At 68.6% G+C, this 21,466-nt stretch carries 15 protein-coding genes and 1 tRNA gene; 8 read left to right on the top strand and 8 right to left on the bottom strand.

The genetic code is table 11. The features are described 5' to 3' along the window. Positions 1-41: 41 nt before the first annotated feature. A complete protein-coding gene (locus tag ACK3BB_RS09265; protein WP_428928432.1) occupies positions 42-965 on the top strand; it encodes an aldo/keto reductase in 924 nt (307 codons plus the stop codon). 108 nt (positions 966-1,073) lie between these two features. On the opposite strand, the gene ACK3BB_RS09260 is transcribed toward ACK3BB_RS09265, so the two are convergent. After that, positions 1,074-1,158, bottom strand: a tRNA-Leu gene (locus ACK3BB_RS09260). A 77-nt stretch (positions 1,159-1,235) separates the two neighbouring features. Beyond that, the gene (locus tag ACK3BB_RS09255; protein WP_428928431.1) at positions 1,236-1,712 is read right to left on the bottom strand and encodes an Lrp/AsnC family transcriptional regulator; all 477 of its coding nucleotides are present in this window, start codon (positions 1,710-1,712) and stop codon (positions 1,236-1,238) included. Between the two features lie 112 nt (positions 1,713-1,824). On the opposite strand from ACK3BB_RS09255, the gene putA reads away from it, so the two are divergent. Both putA and ACK3BB_RS09245 read left to right on the top strand, forming a co-directional pair. Next, the gene (gene putA / locus ACK3BB_RS09250) at positions 1,825-5,181 is read left to right on the top strand and encodes a bifunctional proline dehydrogenase/L-glutamate gamma-semialdehyde dehydrogenase PutA (RefSeq protein ID WP_428928430.1); all 3,357 of its coding nucleotides are present in this window, start codon (positions 1,825-1,827) and stop codon (positions 5,179-5,181) included. 614 nt (positions 5,182-5,795) lie between these two features. Beyond that, entirely contained in the window at positions 5,796-6,542 is a 747-nt protein-coding gene (locus tag ACK3BB_RS09245) for a rhomboid family intramembrane serine protease (RefSeq protein ID WP_428928429.1), read from the top strand. A 432-nt stretch (positions 6,543-6,974) separates the two neighbouring features. Here the strand turns inward: ACK3BB_RS09245 and ACK3BB_RS09240 are convergent, their stop codons facing one another. After that, entirely contained in the window at positions 6,975-7,766 is a 792-nt protein-coding gene (locus ACK3BB_RS09240; RefSeq protein ID WP_428928428.1) for an inositol monophosphatase family protein, read from the bottom strand. 142 nt (positions 7,767-7,908) lie between these two features. On the opposite strand from ACK3BB_RS09240, the gene ACK3BB_RS09235 reads away from it, so the two are divergent. Next, positions 7,909-8,931, top strand: a complete 1,023-nt coding sequence (locus tag ACK3BB_RS09235) for an NADP-dependent oxidoreductase (RefSeq protein ID WP_428928427.1) — start codon at positions 7,909-7,911, stop codon at positions 8,929-8,931. Positions 8,932-9,045: 114 nt separating this feature from the next. Here the strand turns inward: ACK3BB_RS09235 and ACK3BB_RS09230 are convergent, their stop codons facing one another. Continuing rightward, positions 9,046-9,951, bottom strand: coding sequence for a LysR family transcriptional regulator (locus ACK3BB_RS09230; RefSeq protein WP_428928426.1), 906 nt, complete (start codon positions 9,949-9,951; stop codon positions 9,046-9,048). A 92-nt stretch (positions 9,952-10,043) separates the two neighbouring features. Between ACK3BB_RS09230 and metF the strand changes: the two genes are divergently transcribed. Then, positions 10,044-10,910: a methylenetetrahydrofolate reductase [NAD(P)H] gene (gene metF / locus ACK3BB_RS09225; protein ID WP_428928425.1), complete on the top strand. Its 867-nt coding sequence runs from the start codon at positions 10,044-10,046 to the stop codon at positions 10,908-10,910. Between the two features lie 200 nt (positions 10,911-11,110). After that, on the top strand, positions 11,111-11,542 hold the full coding sequence (locus ACK3BB_RS09220) for a PaaI family thioesterase (RefSeq protein ID WP_428928707.1): 432 nt from the start codon (positions 11,111-11,113) through the stop codon (positions 11,540-11,542). 349 nt (positions 11,543-11,891) lie between these two features. Here the strand turns inward: ACK3BB_RS09220 and ACK3BB_RS09215 are convergent, their stop codons facing one another. The 3 genes from ACK3BB_RS09215 to ACK3BB_RS09205 all read right to left on the bottom strand — a co-directional run bounded on the left by ACK3BB_RS09215 (position 11,892) and on the right by ACK3BB_RS09205 (position 16,179). Then, a complete protein-coding gene (locus ACK3BB_RS09215; protein ID WP_428928424.1) occupies positions 11,892-12,617 on the bottom strand; it encodes an SDR family oxidoreductase in 726 nt (241 codons plus the stop codon). A gap of 138 nt (positions 12,618-12,755) precedes the next feature. Then, positions 12,756-13,904 (bottom strand): DUF2235 domain-containing protein, encoded by a 1,149-nt coding sequence (locus ACK3BB_RS09210; RefSeq protein WP_428928423.1) that lies wholly within the window; start codon positions 13,902-13,904, stop codon positions 12,756-12,758. Further along, a complete protein-coding gene (locus ACK3BB_RS09205) occupies positions 13,882-16,179 on the bottom strand; it encodes a xanthine dehydrogenase family protein molybdopterin-binding subunit (protein WP_428928422.1) in 2,298 nt (765 codons plus the stop codon). Before ACK3BB_RS09205 ends, ACK3BB_RS09210 begins: the two co-directional genes overlap by 23 nt. 648 nt (positions 16,180-16,827) lie before the next feature. Here ACK3BB_RS09205 and ACK3BB_RS09200 point away from each other — a divergent pair. Together ACK3BB_RS09200 and ACK3BB_RS09195 are read left to right on the top strand one after the other, a co-directional pair. Then, the gene (locus ACK3BB_RS09200) at positions 16,828-19,974 is read left to right on the top strand and encodes a valine--tRNA ligase (RefSeq protein WP_428928421.1); all 3,147 of its coding nucleotides are present in this window, start codon (positions 16,828-16,830) and stop codon (positions 19,972-19,974) included. A gap of 64 nt (positions 19,975-20,038) precedes the next feature. Then, positions 20,039-20,371 carry a DUF1992 domain-containing protein gene (locus ACK3BB_RS09195; protein WP_428928420.1) on the top strand — a complete coding sequence of 111 codons (333 nt, stop codon included), beginning with the start codon at positions 20,039-20,041 and terminating at the stop codon, positions 20,369-20,371. Between the two features lie 267 nt (positions 20,372-20,638). On the opposite strand, the gene ACK3BB_RS09190 is transcribed toward ACK3BB_RS09195, so the two are convergent. Next, a complete protein-coding gene (locus ACK3BB_RS09190; protein WP_428928419.1) occupies positions 20,639-21,421 on the bottom strand; it encodes a crotonase/enoyl-CoA hydratase family protein in 783 nt (260 codons plus the stop codon). Positions 21,422-21,466: the final 45 nt, after the last annotated feature.

Genomic DNA, 21,466 nt, shown 5'->3' with positions numbered 1-21,466 from the left:
GGAATTGCCTGATGGACAGGAAAACGCTCGGATCCACGGGAATGGACATCGCCCCCATCGTCTTTGGCGGCAACGTGCTGGGCTGGACGGCGGACGAGGCCACCAGCTTTCGCATCCTCGACGCCTTCGTCGACCACGGCTTCGATGCCATCGACACGGCCGATGTCTACTCGGCCTGGGTCGATGGCCATGCGGGCGGGGAATCGGAGACTGTGCTGGGCCGCTGGTTCGCCGCCCGGCCGGGCCTGCGCGACCGGGTCAAGCTGTTTACCAAGGTCGGGTCCGACATGGGCGGGCCGGGCGAAAAGGGCCTGTCCTCCGACTGGATCCTCAAGGCCGCCGACCGGTCGCTGCAACGGCTGGGGATCGACAGCATCGACCTCTACTTCTCGCATTGGCCCGACCCGCAGACCGATCACGCCGACACGCTGGGCGCCTATGACACCCTGTTCAAGGCCGGCAAGATCCGCGCCATCGGCGCGTCGAACTACGATGCCGACCTGCTGGCCGAAGCCCTGGCCACCTCGGCCGCCCAGGCCCTGCCCGCCTACCAGGTGATCCAGCCGGAATACAACCTGATGGACCGGGCAGCCTTCGAAGGCCCGCTGTGCGATCTCTGTGTCGACAAGGGCATCGGGGTGGTGACCTATTTCAGCCTGGCCTCGGGTTTTCTGTCGGGCAAGTACCGCAGCGAGGACGACCTCAAGGGCCGTGCCCGTGGCGGGGCGGTGGGCAAGTACCTGACCGAACGGGGCATGCGCGTGCTGGACGTGCTGGAAGACGTGGCCGGGGCCCATGGCGCGAAACCGGCCGAAGTGGCGCTGGCCTGGCTGATCGCCAGCCCGGGCGTGACCGCGCCCATCGCCAGCGCAACAAGCGTCGCGCAGGTGGAAAGCTTTGCCCGGGCGGCAGCCCTGTCGCTGAGCGACGAGGACATGATGCGCCTGACCGACGCCGGCGCCTGATACACGTGCCTTGGCGGGGCCGGATCGGCCCTGCCCCGGCGCAACAGCACCCGCCACGGGCGCACTCAAAAGGAAAAGCAGGACAGGCCCGTCACGGGGCCCTTGCCATGGTGCGGGCGGCGGGACTCGAACCCGCACGGGCCAGGCCCTAGCGATTTTAAGTCGCTTGTGTCTACCATTCCACCACGCCCGCACGGCCCGGCCCGGGCGCGCCCGGCCAAGCCTGACCCGTGTGGTAGTCACCGCCCCCGCGGCTGTCAATCGCGCCGCTCAGCTCTCGGCCACGCCCGTGCCGCCGGGCTCCTTGACCGCTTCCATCGCCACGTAGGTCGATGTGCCGGCCACGTGCGGCAGGGTCGATATGGCCTCGGCCAGCACCCGGCGGTAATCGCGCATCGAGCCCGTGCGCACCTTGAGCAGGTAATCGAACTTCCCCGCGATCATGTGCGCCTGTTCGATCTCGGGCACCCGGGTGACCGCCGCGTTGAAATCGGCCAGCGCGGCCTCGCGCGTGTCGGTCATGCGCACCTCGACAAAGGCCACGTGATCCAAGCCCATGCGGATCGGATCGACCAGCACCCGGTAACCGGCGATGGTGCCGTCGGCCTCCAGCCGTTTCAGCCGGGCCTGGGTGGGCGATTTCGACAGGCCGATGCGCCGCGACAGCTCGGCCACGCTCATCCGGCCGTCTTCGCCCAGAGCCTTCAGGATCGCCCGGTCGAAGCGGTCCATATCGGAACCGGCCATTTGATCGGCATTTTGCGTCATAATCGGTCTCTTTGCCTGCCAAGCCACTCAAATCGGGAGAACCGCCCGATCCGGCGGGGATATACTGAGCGAAACACCCGGAAGAGGCAACATGACACATTTCTCTGCCCTGGCGCTGGACGCCGGAACCTATGCCGACGAAGCGCAGATGGCCGAAGCCCTGGTCGACCGGGCCGCGCTTGGCCCCGAGGACCGCGCGGCGATCTGCGCCGCGGGGGCCGACCTGGTCCGCGCCATCCGGGGTGCGTCGAACCCCGGGCTGATGGAAGTCTTTTTGGCCGAATACGGCCTGTCGACCGACGAGGGCGTGGCCCTGATGTGCCTGGCCGAAGCCCTGTTGCGCGTGCCCGATGCCGAAACCATCGACGCGCTGATCGAGGACAAGATCGCCCCGTCGGACTGGGGCCGCCACCTGGGCCATTCGGCCTCGCCGCTGGTCAATGCCTCGACCTGGGCGCTGATGCTGACGGGCAAGGTGCTGGACGACACGCCGCCGGGCCCGGCCAGCCACCTGCGCGGGGCGATCCGCCGGCTGGGCGAGCCGGTGATCCGCACGGCGGTCAGCCGGGCGATGAAGGAAATGGGCCGCCAGTTTGTCCTGGGCGAGACCATCACCTCGGCGATGAAACGGGCCGCGGGGATGGAGGCCAAGGGCTTTACCTACAGCTACGACATGCTGGGCGAGGCCGCCCGGACCGAGGCCGATGCCGCGCGCTATCACCTGAGCTATTCGCGGGCCATCGGGGCGATTTCCGACGCCTGCGGGTCGAAGGACATCCGCGAGAACCCCGGGATCTCGGTCAAGCTGTCGGCCCTGCATCCGCGATACGAGGTGGCCCAGCGGGACCGGGTGATGGAAGAGCTGGTGCCCCGGCTCAAGGCCCTGGCCCTGCTGGCCAAGGCCGCGCGGATGGGGCTGAACGTCGATGCCGAAGAGGCCGACCGGCTGTCGCTGTCGCTGGAGGTCATCGAAACGGTGCTGGCCGATCCGGCGCTGGCCGGCTGGGACGGGTTCGGGGTGGTCGTCCAGGCCTATGGGCCGCGCTGCGGGGCGGCGATCGACGCGCTTTACGACATGGCCACGCGCCACGACCGGCGGATCATGGTCCGGCTGGTCAAGGGCGCCTATTGGGACACCGAGGTCAAGCGCGCCCAGGTCGAGGGGATGGAAGGCTTTCCGGTCTTCACGCGCAAGGCGCTGACCGATGTGTCCTACATCGCCAATGCCCGCAAGCTGCTGGACATGACCGACCGGATCTATCCGCAATTTGCCACCCACAATGCCCATACCGTGGCGGCCATCCTGCACATGGGCCAGGGCCGGACCTATGAATTCCAGCGTTTGCACGGCATGGGCGAGACGCTGCACACGATCGTCATGGACCGCCACAAGACCCGCTGCCGGATCTATGCTCCGGTCGGCGCCCATCGCGACCTGCTGGCCTACCTGGTGCGCCGGCTGCTGGAAAACGGGGCCAATTCGTCTTTCGTCAACCAGGTTGTCGATGACAGCGTGCCGCCCGAGACGGTGGCCGCCGATCCCTTTGCCGCGCTCGAGGCTCCGGCCCCGGCCATCGCCCGGGGGCCGGCGCTCTTTGCCCCTGAACGGGGCAACTCGCAGGGGTTCGACCTGGCCCATCGCCCGACTCTGGAGGCCATCGAGGCCGCCCGCGCGCCCTTTGCCGCCCATCGCTGGGAGACCGGCCCGCTGATCGCCGGCACCGCCGCGCCCGATCCTGCCCGGCCCGTCCTGTCGCCCGCCGACGGCACGACCACGGGCACGGTCCGGCCGGCCAGCGCCGCTGACATCGACACCGCCCTGGCCGCCGCTACACCCTGGGCCGACCCGGCCGGGGCGCGGGGCGATATCCTGCGCCGGGCCGCCGATCTCTACGAGGCGCGCTACGGCGAGATCTTTGCCCTGCTGGCCCGCGAGGCCGGCAAGACCCTGCCCGACGGGGTGGCCGAGCTGCGCGAAGCGGTGGATTTCCTGCGCTACTACGCCGCCCGGGCCGATGACCTGCGCCCGCCGGCCGGCACCTTCCTGTGCATCTCGCCGTGGAACTTTCCGCTGGCCATCTTCACCGGCCAGATCGCCGCCGCCCTGGCCGCCGGCAACGCGGTGATCGCCAAGCCCGCCGGCCAGACCCCGCTGATCGCCGGGCTGGCCGTGGCGCTGCTGCACGAGGCCGGCGTGCCCCGCGCCGCGCTCCAGCTGCTGCCCGGCGACGGCCAGGTCGGCGCCGCGCTGTGTGCCACCGACCGGATCGACGGCGTGGCCTTTACCGGGTCGACGGCCACGGCGCTGAAGATCCGTGCGTCGATGGCCCGCCACATGGCCCCCGGCGCGCCGCTGATCGCCGAGACCGGCGGGCTGAACGCGATGATCGTCGACAGCACCGCCCTGCCCGAACAGGCCGTGCAGGCCATCGTCGAAAGCGCCTTTCAATCCGCCGGCCAGCGGTGTTCGGCCCTGCGCTGCCTCTATGTCCAGGACGATATCGCCGATGCCTTCCTGGCCATGCTGACCGGCGCGATGGATGCCCTGCGTCCGGGCGATCCCTGGGCGCTGTCCTCGGACCTCGGCCCGGTGATCGACGCCCAGGCCCGCACCGGCATCCTCGACCACGTTGCTCTGACCGAAAAGGACGGCCGCCTGCTGCATCGCATCGCCGTGCCCAATGGCGGCCATTTCGTCGGGCCCTGCGTCATCGCGGTGCCCGGCATCGGGGCACTGGACCGCGAGATCTTTGGCCCGGTGCTGCACGTGGCCCGGTTCCGCGCCGGCGAGATCGACGCGGTGATCGAGGCGATCAATGCCACGGGCTACGGGCTGACCTTCGGATTGCAGACCCGCATCGACGACCGCGTGCAGCACGTGACCGAGGCGGTGGCTGCCGGCAACATCTACGTCAACCGCAACCAGATCGGCGCCATCGTCGGCAGCCAGCCCTTCGGCGGCGAGGGCCTGTCGGGCACCGGGCCAAAGGCCGGCGGGCCGTTCTACATCGCCCGGTTCAAGGCCCCCCTGCCCGCCGGTGCGCCCGCAGGCACGCCGCCCCCGCCGGCCGAGACCCTGCCCGGGCCGACCGGCGAATCCAACCGGCTCAGCCGCCATCCCCGGCCGCCCTTCCTCTGTCTCGGACCGGGGGCCGAGGCTGTGGCGGCGCAGAAAGCGGCCGTCGAGGCCGCCGGCGGGCAGGCCATCGCGGCGGACGGGCTGGATTCCGAGGCGCTGGTCACCCGGGCCGGGATCGGCGGCGCGCTCTTCTGGGGCCCGACCGAGGCAGCCCGCCCGCTGGCCCAGGCCCTGGCCCGGCGCGACGGGCCGATCCTGCCCCTGCTGACCGGCGCGCCCGAGCCGGGCCACGTGCTGGCCGAACGCCATGTCTGCGTCGACACCACGGCCGCCGGGGGCAATGCCGCCCTGCTGGGCGGCGCGGCCTGACCTCTCCACCGTTGCGCCCTGCACCCCGACCCTGGGGTGCGGGGTGTGCGTCGGTCTTTGAGCGTTGGCGATGCGGGGGGCGTTCCTGTTCCCGCCGCGCCCTGGGGGATACCCGCCCGTTACCGATGGGCGGGCGACATCCGTTCTGCGCTCATGGCCGAGCGATCCCCCAGACACTTCCGAAACCCGGATGGCACCACCACGCCCGTCGCAAGGGCACCGCCCATCCATTCCCGACACGCGGGCAGCACATATCCTTGCCCGACACGGGGGCAACACCCAGCCGTGCCCCCACGCGTGCAACCCCAATCCGCACACGACACGCGGGCGACACCCATCCGCACCCGACACGCGGGCGACACCCATCCGTACCCGATACGCGGGCAACACCCGTCCGTGCCCCCCTCGCAGGCATCCCCCATCCGTGCCCGACGTGCCGTCGCCCCCAACCGCCCCTGCGACCCAGATGGCAGCCCGTCCACCATCGCCCCCGGGCGACACCCCAGCCGCTCCCGACACCCAGGCGCCATGCCAGCCACGCACCCCGGCCTCACCATCCGCATACCGGCGTGCAGGCCCTTGACCTTGCCCGGCTTTGGCACAAGCTTTGCGCCATGTTTCCGATCCGTGATCACAACCCGTCCGGCCGCACGCCCTATGTCACCTGGGGGCTGATCCTCGCCAACGTGGTGATCTACGTGCTTTATACCACGATGCTGCCCGGGCCGGCCGCCGTTCAGGACTTCTTCATGTCCTGGGCCATCATCCCAGCCGAAGTCTCCACGGGCAGCGGCTGGATCACGCTGCTCACCTCGATGTTCCTGCATGGCGGACTGATGCACCTGGCCGGCAACATGCTGTTCCTGTGGATCTTCGGCGACAATCTCGAAGACGAGATGGGCCACCTGCGCTATCTCGGCTTCTACCTGGCCAGCGGCATCGGCGCCGGGCTGATCCATGTCCTGGCCGCCCCGGGATCGCCGATCCCGACGGTCGGTGCCTCGGGGGCCATTGCCGGGGTGATGGGCGGCTACCTGCTGCTGTTCCCGCGTGCCCGGGTGGATATCCTCGTGATCCTGGTGATCTTCTTCAAGATCTTCCCGGTGCCCGCCTGGGCCATGCTGGGCCTGTGGTTCGCCCTGCAATTCTTTGGCGGGATGGGCGCCGATCCGCAGGCCGGAGGCGTGGCCTATTGGGCCCATGCCGGGGGGTTCGTCATCGGTTTTGCCCTGTGCCTGCCGCTTTGGCTGCGCCGGGGCGGGGTCGGGTTCTGGTCACGCACCCATGGCACACCGCCCCATCCCCAGGCCCGCTACAGCCTGTCTCCGACGCGCATCCCCAAGGTCCCGCGCCAGCGTTAGGCGCGGTTCGGGCGGGCGTGATCGCCCGGTTGTCTGTCGGGAAGGATGCGGGCCGGTTGGTGGCCCGGCAACCTGCGGGAGAGGCGCGGCCCCGCGTGATCGCCAGGCAAACTGTCGGAAGAGTGTTGGTCGGTCGATGCCCTGGTACCCTGCGGGACAAGCGCACGCCGAGGTGATCAGCCCTGCAGCCCGTCGGACATGCACGGGCCAATTCAATGGCCGGACGCCTTTTGGAAAGATTCGGGCCGGCCCTCATCAGGAAATCTGTCGGAATGATGCGGGCCGGTTGGAGGCCCGCCGGGCGACCGGATTGCCCGGGCGCGCACCGGCCCGTGGCGGGTCAGGCCCCGCCGGAAGCCATCAAGGTCAAGCCATCAGCCCCGCCCCGCGCCGCCCGGTCAGCCCCGGCCGGCGGTCAGCCCGGCCCGGAGGTCAGCCTTCGTTGCGGATGATCTTGGCGAAATTGCCGAAGACATTGCCATTGCCGCAGATCACGCCCTTGCTGTCGAAGATGTCGGCCTCGGGGCGGATCGCCTCGACCAGGCCACCGGCTTCGCGCACGATGACCAGCCCGGCGGCCATGTCCCAGGGCGACAGCCCGCGTTCCCAGTAGCCGTCGTAGCGGCCGGCCGCGACATAAGCCAGGTCGAGCGAGGCCGCCCCCCAGCGCCGCACCCCGGCACAGACCGGCATCAGCCGGGCCAGGTCCTGCAACGTGGCCGGCAGGTTGGGCGACGACGCAAAGGGCACGCCGGTGGCATAGATCGTCTCGATCATCGAGATCCGCCCCGACACCCGCAGGCGCTGTTCGTTCATCCAGGCCCCGGCGCCCTTCTCGGCAAAGAACATCTCGTCCTTGGCCGCGTCAAAGACCACCCCGGCGACGATCTGGCCCTTGTGTTCCAGCGCGACCGACACCGCCCAGTGCGGCAGGCCGTGCAGGAAGTTGGTCGTGCCGTCCAGCGGATCGACGATCCAGCGCCGGGTGGGGTCTTCGCCCGGGGTCTCGCCGGTTTCCTCGCCCAGCCAGCCATAGGTCGGCCGGGCTTCCATCAGCTCTTCCTTCAGGATGGTCTCGGCCGCGATATCGGCCTTGGACACGAAGTCCCCCGCGCCCTTGGACGAGACCTGCAGGTTCTCGACCTCGCGGAAATCCTTGACCAGCGACCGGCCCGCCTTGCGCGCCGCCTTGATCATGATGTTGAGGTTCGCACTGCCAATCATCGGGGGAAACTCCTGTCCGGTCAGGTCGGGCGTATACGCGTCGGGCCGGGCCTTGCCAAGGGTGGCTTCGCCGCGTCACGGGCTTGCACATCGCCCCGGCCCGGCCCACCTTGAGCCCGATCGCAAAAGGGGAGACCGATCCATGACCGATACCATGCGCCGCATCGTCCTGGCCAGCCGGCCCGAGGCCGCACCCGTCGCCGAGAATTTCCGCCTCGAAGAGGTGGCCCTGCCCGAGCCGGAGGACGGCGAGGTGCTGGTGCGCGTCGAGTACATGTCGCTTGACCCCTACATGCGCGGGCGGATGAGCGCGTCGAAATCCTATGCCACCCCGGTCGAGATCGGCGAGACCATGACCGCCGGCGCCGTCGGCGAGGTCATCGCCTCGCGCCATCCCGATTTCGCCCCGGGCGACAAGGCCCTGGGCATGTTCGGCTGGGCCGATCACGGCTGCCTGCCGGGCAAGCAGCTGCGCAAGCTCGATCCGGCCCACGGGCCGATCACCACGGCCCTGGGCGTGCTGGGCATGCCAGGCATCACGGCCTGGTACGGGTTCAATGCCATCGGCCAGCCCAAGCCCGGCGAAACCCTGGTTGTCGCCGCGGCGACCGGGCCGGTCGGCTCGATGGTCGGCCAGCTGGCCAAGGCCAAGGGCCTGCGCGTCGTGGGCATTGCCGGCGGGCCCGAGAAATGCCGCCTGGCCACCGAGACCTTCGGCTTTGACGCCTGCATCGACCACCGCGCCCACGGCGATGCCGCCAGCCTGTCGGCCGCCCTGAAAGAGGCCTGCCCGGACGGGATCGACATCTATTACGAGAATGTCGGCGGCAAGGTGCTGGCCGCCGTGCTGGAAAACATGAATCCCTTCGGGCGCATCCCGGTCTGCGGCATGATCGCCTGGTACAATGGTGCTTCGGACGACGACATGCCACTGGCCGCGGCCTGGCGGTCGGTGCTGACCAATTTCCTGCATGTCGAAGGGTTCATCATCTTCAACCATTACGACCGGTTTGGCGAGTTTGTGGCCGAGGTCGGGCCCAAGGTCGGCGCCGGAGAGATCCGCTATCTCGAGGACGTGGCCGAAGGGCTGGAAAACGCCCCCGCAGCCTTCATGGCCATGCTGACGGGCGGCAATACCGGCAAGCAGATCGTCAAGGTTTCCTGACCGGTCCGCCGCCATCAGATCGGGCCCCATCCCGGTATCGGCCCCCACCGCCTGCCCCGCCCCAGAAAATGCGCATTTTCTGGGGCGCCTCCCTCGCCCGATGCTGCCCGCCGCTCAGGCCGTCTGCAGCTTGACCGCCTCGGTCCGGGCCAGCTCGACCAGCCGTTTGACAAAGGGCTTGCCCACATCGTCGCTGCGCACCGCCGCATAAAGCGTGCGTGTCAGCCCGTCCGCGGTCAGCGGCCGGGTGACGTAATCCGACGAATACTTGACCTCGCGCACCACCCAGTCAGGCAGCACCGACACCCCCCGGTTCGACGCCACCAGCAACAGGATCACCGCCGTCAGCTCGACCTGCCGGATCACCGCCGGCTCGACCTTGGCCGGGATCAGCAGCTGGCTGAACACGTCGAGCCGCGAACGCTCCACCGGGTAGGTGATCAGCGTCTGGCCCCGGAAATCCTCGGCCTCGATGAACGGCTTCTGGGCCAGCGGATGGCGGGCCGAGGCCACGAAGACCGGGGCATAGTCGAAGAGCTTGAGAAACTCGACCCCGGCCAGGTCCTCGGGATCGGACGACACCACCAGGTCGACTTCTTCCTTCTGCAAGGCCGGCAGCGCATCAAAGGCCAGCCCCGGGCGGATGTCGACATCGATATCGGGCCAGTCCTTGCGAAAGCCTTCCAGCACCGGGAACAGCCATTCGAAACAGGCATGGCATTCGATGGCGATATGCATCCGCCCCGACTTGCCCGCCCGCAGCGCGGCAAATTCCTCGGTCGCCGCCTCGACCTGCGGCAGGATCTGTTCGGCCAGGCGCAACAGGCGCATGCCCGCCGCCGACAGTTTCATCGGCTTGGACCGCCGCACGAACAGCTCGACCCCGGCCTGTTCCTCCAGCCCCTTGATCTGGTGGCTCAGCGCGCTTTGGGTGATATTCAGCTGGTCGGCCGCCCGGGCCAGACCGCCGCAATCATGGATCGCCTTGATGGTCCGCAGATGCCGAAACTCCAGATGCACTTTAGACAAACCTCATCTTGTTCTTGAGTAATATGAATTAGCTTCACCTCCCGGCCTCGTCTAGACAATAGGCCAGACCCAGAGGATTCCCCATGACCATTCCCGAGATCTCTCTCGAATTCTTCCCGCCGCGCGACCTCGAAGCCTCGTTCCGCCTGTGGGACACCGTCCAGGTGCTGGCCCCGCTGGGCCCCCGCTTCGTGTCGGTGACCTATGGCGCCGGCGGCACCACCCGCGACCTGACCCGCGATGCCGTGGCCACGCTGCACAAGCATTCCGGCCTGACCGTCGCCGCCCACCTCACCTGCGTCAATGCCACCCGCGCCGAAACCCTGGCCATCGCCCAGGGCTTTGCCGATGCCGGCGTGCGTGACATCGTCGCCCTGCGCGGCGACCCGCCCAAGGGCGCGGCCGGGTTCGAACCCCATCCCGACGGCTTTGCCAATTCCTGCGAGCTGATCGCCGCCCTGGCCGAGGCCGGGCCGTTCACCATCCGTGTCGGCGCCTATCCCGAGGTCCATCCCGAGGCCCCCAACCAGCAGGCCGATGTCGACTGGCTCAAGGCCAAGCTCGACGCCGGCGCGACCGAGGCCCTGACCCAGTTCTTCTTCGAGGCCGAGACCTTCTTCCGCTTCCGCGATGCCTGCGAAAAGGCCGGGATCGACGCGCCGATCGTGCCGGGCATCCTGCCGATCGAGAACTGGAAGGGCGTCAGCGGCTTTGCCCGGCGCTGCGGCACCTCGGTGCCGACATGGCTCGACGAGGCCTTCACCGCCGCCACCCGCGACGGCCGCCAGGACCTGCTGGCCACGGCCGTCTGCACCGAGCTTTGCTCCGAGCTGATCGAAGGCGGCGTCGACAAGCTGCATTTCTACACGATGAACCGGCCGGAACTGACCCGCGACGTCTGCCATGCCCTGGGCGTGACGCCCAAGGCCCAGCTCGAGAACGTCGCGTAAGGCTTGGCCCCCGCGCAGCCCTCCCCTAGCGTCGTCACCGCGACGCGAAACGGGAGGGCGCGATGACCACGACGACACAGGCCGGATCCGGCCCGGACAACCGGCCGGACCGGTCCACATCCGCCGACCCGTCCCCTGACACTCCGCGCGCCGAGGCGCGCGATGCCGGCGACCTGCTGCCGCTGTCGCAGATCGCTTCGATGTCGGGGCTGGAGTTCATGCAGGGCATGATGGACGGCCGTTTCCCGCCGCCACCCATTGCCGTGACCCTGGGCTTTTCCGGCCATTCCGTCTCAGACGGCCGGGTGGTCTTTCGCGGCACGCCGGAATTTCACGTGATGAACCCGCTGGGCACGGTGCATGGCGGCTGGTACGGCACCATCCTCGACAGTGCGATGGGCTGCGCGGTGATGACCCGCCTGCAGGTCGGCCAGGCCTATACCACGTTGGAATACAAGGTGAATATCACCCGGGCGATCCGCCCCGGCACGCTGGTGGAATGCTGGGCCGAGGTCGACCACGCCGGCCGCTCGACCGCCGTTGCCCATGGCGAGATCCGCGGCGTCGAGGACGGCCGGCTTTATGCCACCGGCTCGACCACCTGCATCATCATGCAGGTTCCCACGACCTGACCGCGCCCCGGGCGCGCCCCCGCGCCCGGCCCTTTGGCGCTTTACCCGGCGTTGCCCGCATCCGGCGGTGCCTCAATGCCCCTCCCGCGCCCAGCGCGCGGCCACGGCTTTTCCTTCGCCCACCCCTGACGGCCAGCGCCCGCCGGCCGAGGTTCGCAGCTGCCCCCAACCTGTCCCAGGGTCACGGCTCTTACCCAGCCCAGCCCCACGATCACGGCTTTTCCTCAGCTTGACCAAAGGGCCGCAATGCCTCCCCCCGGCCTGATATCAACGCTCTTTCCCAGTCCAGCCCACGCTTACAGCGCCTCCCCCGCACGACCCACGCACACAGCCGCGCCCGGCCAAACGGTCACAGCTCCTCGAACCCCAGGTAAAACCGGTTCCACGTCGGCGATATCAGGATCTCGTTCAGGCAGACCCGCGGCGGCATCTCGGCCACGAACCGGATCGTCGCGCCCAGGTCCTCGGCCTGCAGCATGCGGTCCATCTGTTCGCGCGACGGCGGCACCGGCCGGGTCTGCAGGATGTCAGTGGCCACCTCGCCCGGCAGGATCGCCGTCGAGCGGATGCCATTGGCCCCTTCCTCGGTGTTGATCGATTCGCTCAGCGCCACCACCGCATGTTTCGACGCATTATACGCCGCCCCCGTCAGCCGCGTGGCATGGCGCCCGGCCCAGCTGGACACCAGCATCAGCACGCCACCGCCCCGCGCCCGCATGCCCGGCATCACCGCCCGGGCCGCGTGGAACACCCCGTTCAGGTTCACATCGACCACCCGCTGCCAACCCTCGGTCTCCACCTCGGCCATGCTGCGCGCCGGCACGTTTGTGCCCGCGCTGGCCACCAGGATGTCGACCGGCCCGATCTGCGCCACCGCCCGATCCACCGCCCCGGCATCCGCCACGTCCAGCGCGATCGCCTCTCCGCCGATCTCGCGCGCCAGCTCTTCGAGCGGCTCCGCCCGCCGGCCCGAGACCACCACCCGCGCGCCGGCCTCCGCCAGCGCCCTTGCCCCGGCCGCACCGATCCCCGTGCCGCCGCCCGTGATCCAGGCCACCTTGCCATCCAGTCCCATGCCGCTCCTCCCGTTCCGACCGGCCAAGGCTAGCCAGCCCGCCCGCCCCCGTCCAGACGCCACGGCCGGGCCCCGCGCCGACGCCCTGCTTCTTCTTGGCAAAAATACCCGACACGCGGCCGGCCACATGGCCCGCCTTCAGGCCCGACCATCCGTCGATGTCCACAAGGCGGCCATCCGCTCGGCCCAGCTCACCCGCGGCAACCCGGTCTCGCCCGCCTCCGGCCAGCCCGCCCCCAGCGGCTCGGCCCCGGCTTCAGCGCCCGGCTCGGCCTCGAACAGCCGTTCCGACCGGTCGCGCCCGATGACCCGTGGCGCACGCAGGATCATCACCTTGGCCCAGCCGCGCCAGCCTCCGATCGACGGCGCCCCGGCATCACAGGGGAACCGCGCGCGCCACCCTTCGGGCAGGGGCAGACCGCTTTCCTCGGCGCGCTCCAGCATCCAGACCAGCGACAGGTTGGCCAATGGCCGTGCCGCGCGCACCCCGTCCAGCTGGCCGCCCACGTCGCCATGGGTGCCCGGGAACCAGACCTGTTCCAGCCGCCCTTTCCAGCCCGGCGGCGTTGTCCACATCACCGGCTCATAGGCCAGCCGCGTCTCGTCCCGCGCCAGCGCATGAAACCCCGCCTTCACCGACGGGCCCAGCGTATGGTTGTGATAGGCATGCCGGCTGCGCACCAGCCGCCACAGCACCGGCACCCGCAGCCCCAGCGCCTTGACCGTGTCCCAGACCCCGACCATCTCGATCTCGACGGTGCCATGGGGGTGGCACAGCCGCTCGGAAAAGGCCGCCGCCGCATGGCCATAGGGGTTGCGCTCGTAATGGCGATAGGCCTGGCGCACGTTGGAATGGGTGGCATGTTCGGGCCTGAGCAACCCCACCATGTCGATCACCCCGGCCAACGAGCGCGCCGCAAAGGCCCCGCGCGAGAATCCGAACAGGAAGATCCGGTCACCCGGCCGATAACGCGAGGCCAGCCGGCCATAGGCCCTGCGGATCTTGCGGCTGGTGCCCTTGCCCTGCAGCACGTCCATCGTGGCCCGCCAGTTGGGCCATTGCACGCCCTTCTCGTAATGCACCAGCACCGGCGCACCGGCCTCGCGGCAGAGCTTGTAGAGCAGCCCGGCATTGGTCTCCTCGCCCGGCTCCAGCGTCGACAGCGTGCCGTCCAGCACGACCACGTGAATGCGGGGCGGCAGCTCGCGCCCCGGCTCCGACGGTTCGGCCCACCGCAGGCGACCGAACCATCGGGAGAAGCGGTCATTCAGCGGCGACAGGGCCATCCTTGAGCATTTCCCAGACCTTGAGCGGGGTGAACGGCATATCGGCCTGGCGCACCCCGCGATCCCACAGCGCGTCCTGCACCGCGTTGGACACGGCCGCCAGCGCGCCGACGGTCCCGGCCTCGCCACAGCCCTTCATCCCCATGATATTGGCCTTCGAGGGCACGGGTTCCGAGGTAAAGGACACCATGGGCATATCATAGGCCCGGGGCATGGCGTAGTCCATGAACGTTGCCGTCAGCAGCTGGCCGTCCTCGTCATAGACCACGTGTTCGGTCAGCGCCTGTCCCACGCCCTGGGCCACCCCGCCATGCACCTGGCCCTCGGCCAGCATCGGGTTGATAAGGTTGCCAAAATCGTCGACCACGGTATAGCGGTCGAGCGTGACCAGCCCGGTATCGGGATCGATCACCACCTCGGCCACGTGACAGCCATTGGGATAGGACCGCCCCGGCAGCTCGGCGGTTTCCTGGTGGACCAGCAGATCGTCGCGCCCTTCGGCCCGGGCCATCTCGGCCGCCTCGATCATCGTCGGCGTCATGTTCGACCCCGGCGCGCGGAAGGTCTCGGCATCGAATGCGACACTGTCGGGCTCAACGCCCATCTTGTCGGCCAGGAAGGGGATGAAGGCCGCGACCATGGCATCCACCGTGGCCAGCGTGGCCGTGTTCTGCGTGGTCACCGAGCGCGACCCGCCGGTGCCGCCGCCCTTGGCGATCAGGTCGCTGTCGCCCTGCACGACGCGGATCATGTCAGCCGGGATGCCGGTCTGATCGGCAAGGAACTGGGCAAAGACCGTTTCATGGCCCTGCCCGTTCGATTGCGTGCCGACATAGATGCTCACTGTGCCATCCTCGTGGAATTCGACCTTGGCCGTTTCCGAAGGATCACCCAGAATACTTTCGATATAGTAACAGATCCCCTGCCCGCGCAATTTTCCCTCGCCGGCATCGGCCGCCCGGCGCGCGGCAAAGCCGGCCAGGTCGGCCTCGGCCACGGCCCGGGTCATGACCTTGTCGAAATCGCCGACGTCGTAATTCTCGCCGGTGGCGGTGACATAGGGAAACTGGTCGGGCTTGATGAAATTGATCCGCCGCAGCTCCAGCGGGTCGATCCCCAGCTCGCGCGCGGCCCGGTCCATCACCCGTTCCAGAACGTAGATCGCCTCGGGCCGGCCGGCCCCGCGATAGGCATCAACCTGGGTGGTGTTGGTGTAATAACCCTCGACGCCCAGCCAGGTGGTCTGGACATCGTAGGTGCCCATCAGAACCCGGGCAAAGAGCTCGGTCTGGATCGGCTGGCCATAGACCGAGTTGTAGGCACCCAGGTTGCAGCGCGTGCGCACGCGGTAGGCCGTGATGCGGTTGTCGGCGTCAAAGGCCAGCTCGGCCAGCGAGACCAGGTCGCGGCCACCGTTGTCGGCCATCATCGCCTCGGCCCGGTCGGACATCCAGCGCACCGGCCGGTCCAGCAGCCGGGCGGCCAGGGCGACCGAGAAATACTCGGGATAGGGTCCGGATTTCATGCCGAAGCCCCCGCCCACGTCGGGATTGGTGATGCGCACGGCCTCGCGGTCCAGCCCCAGCGCGGCGGACAGGGCCTCCTTCATGCCCCAGACGCCCTGACCGTTGAAGGCCAGGTGCATCCGGCCGTCCTGCCATTCGGCGTAACAGCCGCGCGGCTCCATCGAATTGACGATGATCCGGTTGTCGCCGACCTCCAGGCTGACAGTCCGGGCGGCGGCCTGGAAGGCAGCCTCGGTCGCGGCCTCGTCGCCCAGCCCCCAATCGAAGGCCAGGTTGTCGGGGGCCACGTCATGCAGCGCGGCGCCACCCCGGGCCAGGTCGAGCTTGGCCGGCAGGTCGTCCAGGTCGTATTCGATCAGCTCGGCGGCATCGCGGGCCTGGTCGAGGGTCTCGGCGATGACCACGGCCATGGGCTCGCCGACATAGCGCACCTTGTCCCTGGCCAGCATCGGGCGCAGCGGCTCGGCGCCCATGGTGCCGTCGCGGTTGGGCACCACGGTGGCCGGCATCGAGATATCGACGCCGGCAGCTTCGAGATCGGCCACGGTGTAGACGGCGGCAACGCCTTCGGCGGCGCGGGCGTCTTCGACATCGATCGACAGGATCGTTGCATGGGCCGCGGGGCTGCGCAGGTAGACGGCATGCAGGGCGCCGTCCGGAGCGATGTCATCCACGTAACGTCCCGTGCCGGTCAGAAATCGCTGGTCCTCGACACGTTTGACGGGCTGGCTCTTGCCGAACTTTTCCATCGTCATCCTTCCTCAGATCTGGCTTGGAAGTGACACTAGCCAGCCGGCCGCGCTTGTCCAGTGACAGGCCTGCGACAGTGGGCCTGCGCATGGTCCGGGCGGTCGGGATGCGGAGAGAACGGACGTTGCGCGCAGCTTCCGAACCGTCGGGAGCGGATGGTGGGGACGCACTGGGATATTTGAGAAGAGAAAGAAGCAGGAAGGAGGCGCGAAAGAGCGATCGGGGATGCAGGCCCGTCGCGTGGGCGTTTTCGGGGCGGTGATCAGGATGATCACGATGTCTGCGGCGATCAGCGGCACCGCGGTGCGCCCGGCGGGCAACAAACGGCCGGGCGTGGGGGCCAGGCGGCGGCCGCCGCAGCCGAAGCGCCCCGATCCCCTGCCGGCCGCTGTACATCGCGGTGCTTACAGTGAGACCGGGGCCGCTTCTTCCTCTTGCGGTCATCGGCTTCCCAGCCTGTACCGCCCGATCAATGTGACCGACCAGGGTTAAGAAAGCCTTTCTGCTTCTTTCTCTTCTGAAATATCCCATCCCGCCGCCTCCGCCCGGGCCATCGCCGGGCAAGAAATCCCCCGCTGCCACCTTCCCCTTGCCCGGCCCAGCAGGTAGAGGACAAAGCCGACCGTCAGGACGAAAGCGTGGGACCCATGGACAAGACATTCGACGCCGCCGCAGCCGAAAGCCGTCTCTACAAGGCCTGGGAAGAAGCCGGCTGTTTCAAGGCCGGGGCCAATGCCTCCCGGCCCGAGACCTTCTGCATCATGATCCCCCCGCCCAACGTGACGGGCTCGCTGCACATGGGGCATGCCTTCAACAACACCCTGCAGGACATCCTCGTCCGCTGGCACCGCATGCGCGGGTTCGACACGCTCTGGCAGCCCGGCCAGGACCATGCCGGCATCGCCACCCAGATGGTCGTCGAGCGCGAGCTGGCCAAGGACAGCGCCAATGCCACCCGGCGCGAGATGGGCCGCGAGGCCTTCCTGGAAAAGGTCTGGGAATGGAAGGGCCAGTCCGGCGGCACGATCATCAACCAGCTCAAGCGCCTTGGCGCCTCCTGCGACTGGTCGCGCAATGCCTTCACCATGTCCGGCGCCCCCGGCGCGCCCGAAGGCGAAGACGGCAATTTCCATGACGCCGTCATCAAGGTCTTCGTCGACATGTACAACAAGGGCCTGATCTACCGCGGCAAGCGGCTGGTCAACTGGGACCCGCATTTCGAAACGGCGATCTCCGACCTCGAGGTCGAGAACATCGAAGTCAACGGCCACATGTGGCATTTCAAGTACCCGCTGGCCGGTGGCGAGACCTACGAATACGTCGAGAAGGACGAAGACGGCAACGTCACCCTGCGCGAGACCCGCGACTATATCTCGATCGCCACGACCCGCCCGGAAACCATGCTGGGCGACGGCGCCGTGGCCGTGCACCCGGACGACGCGCGCTATGCGCCCATCGTCGGCAAGCTCTGCGAGATCCCGGTGGGCCCCAGGGAACACCGCCGCCTGATCCCGATCATCACCGATGAATATCCCGATCCGAGTTTCGGTTCGGGCGCGGTCAAGATCACCGGCGCGCATGATTTCAACGACTATGCCGTGGCCAGCCGCAACAACATCCCGATGTACCGGCTGATGGACACCTCGGGCCACCTGCGCGACGACGGGGCCGACCATGCCACCTGCGCGGCCCGCGCCCAGGAGATCGCCAATGGCGCGGCCTTCTCCGAGGCCGAGATCGACACGCTGAACCTGGTGCCCGACCACCTGCGCGGGCTCGACCGGTTCGAAGCCCGCCAGCGCGTCATCGACGACATCACCGCCGAAGGCCTGGCCGTCATGACCGCCGCCGACGACCCGCGCCTGGGCAAGAAAAAGCGCGAGGCGGACTCGGAAGAGACCGACGAGCCGGCCCTGGTGCCCCTGGTCGAAGCCAAGCCCATCATGCAGCCCTTCGGCGACCGCTCCAAGGTGGTCATCGAGCCCATGCTCACCGACCAATGGTTCGTCGACACCGCCCGGATCGTCGGCCCGGCCCTCGATGCCGTGCGCAGCGGCGAGACGACCATCCTGCCCGAATCCGATCGCCGGGTCTATTTCCACTGGCTGGAAAACATCGAACCCTGGTGCATCTCGCGCCAGCTCTGGTGGGGCCACCAGATCCCGGTCTGGTACGGGCTTGACCTCTCGGCCCCCGATTTCCGCGACGACGAAGGCGACGGCGATCTCGACATGGTCGAACTCGGCCGCCTGCTGCAGGACGGCGGCATGGTCCATGCCGGCGCCCGGGCCCATTGCGCGGCCAGCTTCGAAGACGTCCAGCCGGCCTTCCGCGATGAAATCGCCGACATTCCCACGCCCCTGTCGCATGCCCGCATCGTCGAGGTCGCCGACAAGCACGAGGCCATCGCCACCCTGGCCCGCAGCCTGGCCGAATACGAGGTCAGCCAGGACCCGACCACCGTGCTCTACCCGGTCTGGCGCGATCCGGACGTGCTCGACACCTGGTTCTCGTCGGGTCTCTGGCCCATCGGCACGCTGGGCTGGCCCGACCAGACCGACGAGCTGCAGAAATACTTCCCGACCAATGTCCTGATCACCGGTTTCGACATCATCTTCTTCTGGGTCGCCCGGATGATGATGATGCAATATGCCGTCATGGGCCAACGTCCCTTCGACACCGTCTATGTCCATGCCCTCGTCCGTGACGAGAAGGGCAAGAAGATGTCGAAATCGCTGGGCAACGTGCTCGACCCGCTCGAGCTGATCGACGAATACGGCGCCGATGCGGTCCGCTTCACCCTGACATCCATGGCCGCCATGGGCCGCGACCTGAAACTGTCGACCGCCCGCATCGCCGGCTATCGCAACTTCGGCACCAAGATCTGGAACGCCACGCGCTTTGCCGAGATGAACGGCGTCTTCACCGACGCCGTGCCGCAATCGGCCACGCCGCCGGCGGCCACGGCCACGGTCAACCGCTGGATCATCGGTGAAACCGCCCGCGTGCGCGCCGAGGTCGATGCCGCGCTCGAAGCCTTCCGCTTCAACGATGCCGCCGGCGCGCTTTATGCCTTTGTCTGGGGCAAGGTCTGCGACTGGTATGTCGAATTTGCCAAGCCCCTGCTGGCCGAAGGCAGCGCCGCGCAGGCCGAGACCCGGGCGACCATGCGCTGGGTGCTCGACCAGTGTTTCATCCTGCTGCACCCGATCATGCCCTTCATCACCGAAGAGCTCTGGGATGCCACCGGCGACCGGGCCAAGCTGCTGGTCCATGCCGATTGGCCGACCTATGGCGATGCCCTGATCGACGATGCGGCGGACCGCGAGATGAACTGGGTGATCTCGGTGATCGAAAACACCCGCTCGGCCCGCGCCCAGATGCATGTGCCCGCCGGGCTCTACGTGCCGATGGTCGTGACGGGCATGGACCCGGCCGCCCGCGCGGCCTGGGATGTCAACGAGACCCTGATCCGGCGCCTGGCCCGGATCGAGGGGCTGACCGAGACCGAGACGATGCCCAAGGGCACGATCACGATCCCGGCCGAGGGCGCGACCTTCGGCCTGCCGCTGGCCGACATCATCGACATCGACGCCGAAAAGGCGCGGCTGGAAAAGACCCTGGGCAAGCTGGCCAAGGAGCTAGGCGGGCTGCGCGGACGGCTGAACAACCCCAAGTTCGCCGAAAGCGCGCCCGAAGAAGTGGTCGAGGAAACCCGGGCCAACCTGGCCGCCCGCGAAAGCGAAGAGGCCCAGCTGAAAGAGGCCCTGGCCCGGCTGTCCGAGATCGGCTGAGCCGGGCGCCCTCCCGGCAGGCCCGAACTGGAACGGTGGCGGGACATGTGGCATGATACGACCCATGTCCCGCGCCTTCCGCTCCCTCGTCGAACGCCAGATCCGCAAGGCAGAAGCCCGCGGCCTGCTGCGCGGCCTGCGTGGCGAAGGCCGCCCCCTGCCGGACCGCTCGGGCGAGGCCTTGGTCGATCCGGCCCTGTCGGCAGGAATGCGGATCATGGCGGAAGCCGGGGTGAAACCCCGGGAATTCAGCTTGAAGGACGAACTGGCCGAGGCCCGGCGCGCCTATGCCGCGCTGACCGACCCGGATGAACGCCGGGCGGCCATGCCGCGGATCGCCGACCTGGAAATGCGCTATCACATGGCCCGTGACGCCCGCCGCGCCTTTTTCCGGTGACAGCGCCCGGCGGAGCCTGGACGGCCGGATATTTAAGAAGAGAAAGAAGCAGCAACCCGGGCCGCTTCATCGACGTCACGCCCATGCCGGATGCCGGCGAGAACGGGCTCGAACCCGACGCATTCCCCTGAACGATCGTCAAACCGCCGCCGCAACCCGCCGAAGACGCACGTTCCGCCCTCCCCAACGCCCGGGACAACCACGCATCCCCCTGCTTCTTCTTGGCCCAAGTACCCTCGGGGGTCCGGGGGCAGCGCCCCCGGCGCCTCACTTGAACACGGGCGCGCGCTTTTGCATCTGGGCGGTCACGACTTCCACCTGGTCGGGCTTGCCGATCAGCCCGACCTGTTCGCGGCTTTCGGCCAGCAGCACCTCGGGCCGGCTGTCCTGCTCTGCCTGCCCGATCAGCCGCTTGGCTGCCCGGATGGCCGACGGGCTCTGCCCGGCGATCTGGCGGGCCAGGGCCTGCGCCTCGGCCAGGGGATCCTCGGCCAGCCGGGTGACCAGCCCCCAGCGTTCGGCCTGCTCGGCGCCCACCGGTTGCGCCGTATAGGTCAGCAGCCGCAGCACGTCCGAACGCACCAGCGACGGCAACAGCACCATGCCTCCCATGTCGGGCACCAGCCCCCATTTCATTTCCATCACCGCCAGCTGCGCATCCGGCGCCGCGATCCGCACATCCGCCCCCAGCGCCAGCTGCAGCCCGCCGCCATAGACCGCCCCCTGCAGTGCCGCGATGACCGGCACCTGCAGCCGCCGCCACGCCAGCGCGACCTCCTGCATCCCGTTGGCATCATGGTGGCTGCGCGCCATCAGCCAGCCCTCGACATCCATCCCGGCCATCCGCGCAAAGCTCTGCAGATCCAGCCCGGCGCAGAAACTGCGTCCCTCGCCGGCCAGCACCACCGCCCGCGCGCCCGAGGCCCCGACCTCTTCGGCCGCGGCCAGGATCGCCGCGATCATCTCGTCGTCGAGCGCATTCATCTTGTCGCCCCGGGTCAGCATGACCGTTGCGACGTGATCCTCAAGGGTGACCGATACACGGGCCATGTTCTCTCCTCCGCCTGGCTTGGCCCCACCCTGCCGGGGGCCGGA

The organism is Marinibacterium sp. SX1, from assembly GCF_050389775.1.
Classification (GTDB): Bacteria; Pseudomonadota; Alphaproteobacteria; order Rhodobacterales; family Rhodobacteraceae; genus Marinibacterium.
Note: the sequence above shows the minus strand (reverse complement) of the source record. Positions and strands in the feature narration are given on the sequence as shown.